The 6,198-nt window shown below is 43.0% G+C and carries 5 protein-coding genes; 1 reads left to right on the top strand and 4 read right to left on the bottom strand.

Annotated features, from left to right (window positions below):
• Window positions 1-575: bifunctional 4-hydroxy-2-oxoglutarate aldolase/2-dehydro-3-deoxy-phosphogluconate aldolase (gene eda / locus ACKI5B_RS08235; protein WP_407427644.1), on the bottom strand; the 575-nt coding region annotated here is incomplete at its 3' end.
• A 377-nt stretch (window positions 576-952) separates the two neighbouring features.
• Between eda and leuS the strand changes: the two genes are divergently transcribed.
• On the top strand, window positions 953-3,493 hold the full coding sequence (gene leuS / locus ACKI5B_RS08230; protein ID WP_407427642.1) for a leucine--tRNA ligase: 2,541 nt from the start codon (window positions 953-955) through the stop codon (window positions 3,491-3,493).
• A gap of 123 nt (window positions 3,494-3,616) precedes the next feature.
• Here the strand turns inward: leuS and ACKI5B_RS08225 are convergent, their stop codons facing one another.
• The 3 genes from ACKI5B_RS08225 to ACKI5B_RS08215 all read right to left on the bottom strand — a co-directional run.
• Complete coding sequence (locus tag ACKI5B_RS08225; RefSeq protein ID WP_407427640.1) at window positions 3,617-4,453, bottom strand: M15 family metallopeptidase; 837 nt, start codon at window positions 4,451-4,453, stop codon at window positions 3,617-3,619.
• 103 nt (window positions 4,454-4,556) lie between these two features.
• The gene (locus ACKI5B_RS08220; RefSeq protein WP_407427638.1) at window positions 4,557-4,883 is read right to left on the bottom strand and encodes an STAS domain-containing protein; all 327 of its coding nucleotides are present in this window, start codon (window positions 4,881-4,883) and stop codon (window positions 4,557-4,559) included.
• Between the two features lie 9 nt (window positions 4,884-4,892).
• The coding region (locus ACKI5B_RS08215; RefSeq protein WP_407427636.1) for a PP2C family protein-serine/threonine phosphatase at window positions 4,893-6,198 on the bottom strand (1,306 nt) is incomplete at its 5' end.

Below are 6,198 nucleotides of genomic sequence, written 5' to 3'. Positions count from 1 at the left end.
CAGCCCTCGATGAGAGGCTTCTTGACCATCCATGTTCCGCCCATGCAGAGGATGTTCTTGCGCTTCGCGTACTCGCCGACGTTCTCAGTCGTAACGCCGCCAGTCGGCATGAATGTGCACTGCGGGAACGGGCCGCCGAAGTCGTCGATGATTTTGTATCCGCCCTTGCGCTCTGCAGGGAACAACTTGAGGTGTGTGACGCCCTTGTTGATGCAGGCAGTGATTTCAGATGGGTTGGAGATTCCAGGCATTGTAGGAACATTGTTCTTCAAGCACCAGTCGACGACATCTGGGTTGTATCCTGGGGAAACGATGAATTTCGCACCGGCTTTGACGGCTTTCTCAGCCTGCTCGACGTTCAAAACAGTTCCGGCTCCGACGAGCATGTCAGGCTCGGCCTTTATCATGGCCTCGATGGCTTCGGCGGCGCAGGCTGTGCGGAAAGTTACCTCAGAAGCAGGAAGTCCGCCCTTCACGAGAGCGTGTGCCAAATCAGCTGCTTTTGAAGCATCTTCGATTGCGACAACCGGAATAATACCGATGTCACGGAATGTGTCATAAATGTCTTTTGCCATTTCTAATAGCCTCTTATATGTAAAATAGTTCTTATATTTTAACGAAATTCTATTTTAAAGTATAGAGATTTTTTTTGGCGCATATTTCTGTCTACGGGTGTTCCGCGGCTCAGTAACCCTCGGTCGTCCGCTTACGCTTCCGACTGGCTCTGCCACCGCTCCATACCCGGCGCAGCATTTACTATATACTGTTCAATTTTCCTGAAATTTGATATATTGGAACCACAGATTAACACAGATTAGGGAGAAAATATGTACCCGACGAAAAAATTACCTCCATGTAATTTTTTCTGACGAGTTTTTGTACCAAAAACTCGATAAATTTTACTAACTTTCAAATGACGCGCATCCGTGCGCTAAAATGTATAGGAGCAAATATGTACCCTTTTAAAACGATTGAACCAAAATGGCAGAAATACTGGGACGAGCACAAAACTTTCCGTGCCGTCGAAGATGAATCAATTCCAAAAGAAAAACGACGCTATGTCCTCGACATGTTCCCTTATCCAAGTGGTGCAGGTCTTCATGTAGGTCACCCTGAAGGCTACACAGCAACAGACATCTACTGCCGCTTCCTGCGCATGAACGGTTACAATGTCCTTCACCCGATGGGATACGATGCATTCGGTCTTCCTGCAGAAAACTACGCAATCAAAACAGGCACTCACCCTGCAACAACAACAAACGCAAACATCGAGCACTTTACACAGCAGATTAAGGCTCTGGGATTTTCTTACGACTGGGACCGCGAAATCCGCACCTGTACTCCGGACTACTACAAATGGACTCAGTGGATTTTCCTTCAGCTTTTCAAAAAAGGTTTGGCTTACGAAGCAGAAACTCCAATCAACTGGTGTCCGAGCTGTCTGACAGGGCTGGCCAACGAGGAAGTAAAAGAAGGTCACTGTGACCGCTGCGGAGCTCAGGTTACTCATAAAGTAATCCGCCAGTGGATTTTAAAAATCACAGATTATGCAGACCGGCTTCTTGAAGATTTGGACGGATTGGACTGGCCTGAAAGCGTAAAGGCAATGCAGCGAAACTGGATTGGCCGCTCGGAAGGCGCTGAAGTAAACTTTACTGTTGCCGACAAAGACGGAAAACCTACAGAGCAGAAGCTTACAGTCTACACTACCCGATGCGACACTCTCTTTGGAGCTACATACATGGTTGTAAGCCCGGAGCACCCGCTTATTTCAAAACTCACAACAGCAGAGCAGAAGGAAGCCGTCGAAAAATACATTGAAGAAGCTGCAAAAAAATCTGATTTGGAGCGGACTGACCTTGCAAAAGACAAGACCGGCGTTTTCTCAGGAAGCTACGCAATCAACCCGGTAAACGGAAAACTCATTCCAATCTGGATTGCAGACTACGTTCTCATTTCTTACGGAACAGGTGCAATCATGGCAGTTCCTGCACACGACACCCGCGACTGGGATTTCGCAAAGAAATTCGGTCTTCCAATCATCGAAGTATTAAAGAGCGAAGTTGACGTTCAGAAACAGGCCTGGACAGAAGACGGAATCCATGTAAACTCAGAATTCCTGGACGGCCTCAACAAAAAAGATGCAATCGCAAAAATGCTCGAATTCCTTGGAGAAAAGGGAATCGGCAAAAAGGCTGTAAATTACAAGCTCCGTGACTGGGTATTCAGCCGACAGCGATACTGGGGTGAACCGATTCCTCTCGTTCACTGCCCGGACTGCGGTATCGTCCCGATTCCGGAAGAAGAACTTCCTCTTGAATTGCCGAACGTTAAAACTTACCAGCCGACAGGCACCGGAGAAAGTCCGCTTGCAGGAATTGACAGCTGGGTAAACTGCAAGTGTCCTAAGTGCGGAAAGCCGGCACGCCGCGAGACAAACACAATGCCTCAGTGGGCAGGAAGCTGCTGGTATTATCTTAGATATATCGACCCGACCAACACAAAAGCTTTTGCCGACAAATCAAAGGAAAGCTACTGGATGCCGGTTGATTTATATGTGGGAGGAGCCGAGCATGCCGTTCTTCACCTTCTCTACGCACGATTCTGGCACAAAGTTCTTTATGACCTCGGAGTTGTTTCAACGAAAGAGCCTTTCCAGCGGCTTATAAATCAGGGCATGATTACTTCATTTGCTTTCCAGCGAAAGAGCAAGTCTCTCGTTGCAGTTGATATGGTCGAAGAAAAGGACGGAAAATATTACTCAAAAGAAGACGGCGAAGAACTTGAGCGCGTAATCGCAAAAATGTCTAAATCACTCAAAAACGTCGTAAATCCTGATGAAATGATTAACACTTACGGAGCTGATTCTGTGCGTATGTACGAAATGTTCATGGGACCTCTCACAGTTTCAAAACCGTGGAACACACAGGGCTTAATCGGAGTTAACCGCTTCCTCGACAAAATCTGGACTTTGAGCGAAAAGCCTTTGACAGACGTCGACATTAAAGGAAAACTCGACAAAGATTTGGCTTCACTGCGCAAAACTTACGCAAAAACCGTCAAAAAAGTCACAGAGGACACAAATAACCTCGACTTCAATGTTGCAATCAGCCAGATGATGATTTTTGCAAATGAGGCTTCTAAGTTCGATTCACTCCCGCGACAAATGTGGGAAGGCTTCGTCCTCATGCTCGCCCCTTACGCTCCACACCTTGGAGAAGAACTCTGGGAAAAACTCGGTCACTCTGAAAGCTGTGCTTACGCAAAATGGCCGGAATTCAGCGAAGAGTTCTGCAAGGACGACACAAAAGAATTCCCTGTCATGATTAACGGAAAGCTCCGCGCAAAATTCGAAGCTGCTGCAAACACAGACAACGCAACGCTCGAAGCCATGGCAAAAGAAACTGAAGGCTTCAAAAAGTTCACCGAAGGAAAGACAGTCGCAAAGATTATCGTCGTTCCAGGCAAATTAGTGAATGTCGTTGTGAAATAAGCGACATCCATGTCGTGACAAGAATTTTCAGGCTGCAAGACAACCTGAAAATTCTTGCGGTCAACTTTCTTTATGCCGCATCCGTGCGGCACACTTTTTACAAATACTGCCCCTATCTAATTATTATTCGCTTTTTTTCCAGACATCCACAAATTCCAGCATAAACTGCTGGACATCACTGAACCATTTTTTCTGGAACTGGCAGGCTTCTACACCAATGTAGCGGAAGTGCCAGCATTCCCACATGTAGCCGGTAACATCTTCATAGCCGCGCGGGAAAGAAAGACTCCACCCGTAATCTGCAGCGTGATTGTAAACCCACTGCCCCATTTTTGTGTCGCCCCAATCGTCGGTAATTGAACCGAAATCGACCGCTACTCCAAGCTGATGCTGGCTTGTTCCAGGTCTGGCACTATAGCGCTCAGCAAGTTCAACTCCGTCCTGCTTTACATAGCGGTAAAAAAGTCCTTCCTGGTATTTATACGAACGGTATGTCGAAGAAATCATAAGTTTAATACCGTCGTTCAATGCTGCACGTGAAAGATTTTCAAGGGCCGAATAAGCCTCTGGACGCAAAGAAAGATCGTTCCGGCTTACGTTCCACAAATCATTGTTTTTGACAGGTTTTAAATCTTTTGGAACATAATCAGAACCAATGTTGTGTTTTTTATCGATTAAATAAAGAAGGTCAACATCATCATCTCTGTGATTAAGTTCTTCTTCTTTAAGGACTTTGTGTAAATCAGCAAGAAATTCTTCCGGATTTCCGTTTGGAATTGCAGACTTACAGCGTTCAGTCATTGAAGAAAGAACACGTCCTAATTTTTCGATTTCTGGATTAGAAATCTGGGGTGTTACGGCAGCTTCAGCCTGCTTTGAAGCAGTTTCAGCCAATACAACTTTTTTAGTGCATGAACACAAACAGAAAACTGAAGTAAGAACAAATAATAAACGTTTCATAAAATCAATATAGCCTCATGGATGAGGCGTCAATATAAAGCAAATAAAACCTACGAGATTTTTGAAAATTCTCGTCCATAAAAAATATACACGGATGTATTTTTTACTGCACTTCTGTTACAGCATGAATAATTTCAAAGACTTCATAAAAACCCGTTTCTTCAAGTGCAGTTCTTGCTGCTGTTGAAGGGTTCATTATATAAAACCTGTGTCCGTTATCCTCACCGTCATTAAAGGTTGCCATAATAAGACCTATACCTACAGAATCAATTGTATCAACACGTTCAAGATCAAGAACAATATTTGATTTTTTTATAGTTTCATCCAGCTTTTCAGCCAGCTCGGTAACAGTATAAGTATTCATAACCCCGGAAACTTCATAAAGTACATAGTTTGCACCCTGTTTTTCAGTAATCGAAAGCTGTTCCATTTATTCTCCTTAAGCTCTGAGCAATTTTAAAGTGAAGATACTTACATCGTCATCAAGTTCCTTAGAAAGGAAGTCAAGAAGAGTATTATAAGATGCAGAAATCATATTCTGTGCATTCATTTGTGTATTCTCGATGATAGACTTCTGAAGGCGGTCTTTACCGAAAGGTTCTCCACGAAGCGACTTAGAATCCAGAACACCGTCAGTACATGCAAAAAGAATATCTCCAGGATTTAACTTTACTTTTTTGACTTTAATATATGGAGAAATATCTTTTACAAAGCCTAAAACATGGCCTTCACCCTGAATTTCCATAACGTTATTATATGCGCGGTTATAGAGTAAGAGTGCCGGAACAGCACAGTTGATGTAATAAACTGTATCATCCTTAAAATCGATAAGTGCAAAAATACCTTCAAAGAAAGTACCTCTTGGCAGATTAAACCTGATAAACTGATTTACCTTTTCAACAAGCAGTTTAAAGTCTTTTGTTTCCTGAAGGAAGGTACGGATTACAGATTTTACGATAACCATACTCATAGAAGCCGCAATACCTTTACCGGAAAGGTCACCCATTACAAAAATATGTTTATCTTCGCTTAATTTAATCAAGTCAATGAACTCACCGCCAATATTATGTGCGTGAACCATCATAGTTCCGGAATCGTATCTTTTGTTTTTAATAGGATCCATGTTTCCCTGAATAGATTCGATAATCTGCTCAGACATACGGATTTCACGGTTTACAACACCTACAATGGATTCGTTACCGATGTTCTTCATGTAGTAACCGAATACGAAGAAATATGAATAAAGTTTACTGAAAACCTGATAGTCATAGTTGTTGTAAACGTTTCCGCCGGCTTTATGTCCCAGAAGAATTACACCAAGAATATGGCGTCCTTCATTCAAAATAATGAAAGCATCTGATTTCGTATCAGCAAAAAATTTTGCAGTTTCACTTCTGACACTGGAATAAGCATAACCTGTTTCAAGGAAACTCTTTAATATAATCCGGCTGTTCTGGTTCAAAAGAGAATCAAACATTTTTCCCCTGGAAGAAATTAAAATTTTTTCTTCTTCAGGCAAATCATATGCCGATTCCAGTTCTTCATTTCCGTTTTCTACAAGAATCCGCATGAAAGACATACCGATATTTTTACGGAAGATTTCCTGCATATTACGTACGATGTTTTCAGGATCGTCAGAAAAGTCAAACTGAGAAAGAGCTTCCTCAAAAGAAGCAGCGTAACTTTGTGTACGGAAACCAGAACGCTTATCAAAGAATTTTATGAGCTGATATGAAGAAATGATT

Source organism: Treponema sp. (assembly GCF_045657965.1).
GTDB lineage: Bacteria > Spirochaetota > Spirochaetia > Treponematales > Treponemataceae > Treponema_D.
The sequence above is the reverse complement of the archived record's forward strand: the minus strand, read 5'-3'. Positions and strand labels throughout refer to the sequence as shown.

Excerpts from the sequence above, each read along its gene's own strand:
- leuS (WP_407427642.1), top strand. The coding sequence starts at position 953 with ATGTACCCTTTTAAAACGATTGAACCAAAATGGCAGAAATACTGGGAC.
- ACKI5B_RS08225 (WP_407427640.1), bottom strand. The coding sequence starts at position 4,453 with ATGAAACGTTTATTATTTGTTCTTACTTCAGTTTTCTGTTTGTGTTCA.
- ACKI5B_RS08220 (WP_407427638.1), bottom strand. The coding sequence starts at position 4,883 with ATGGAACAGCTTTCGATTACTGAAAAACAGGGTGCAAACTATGTACTT.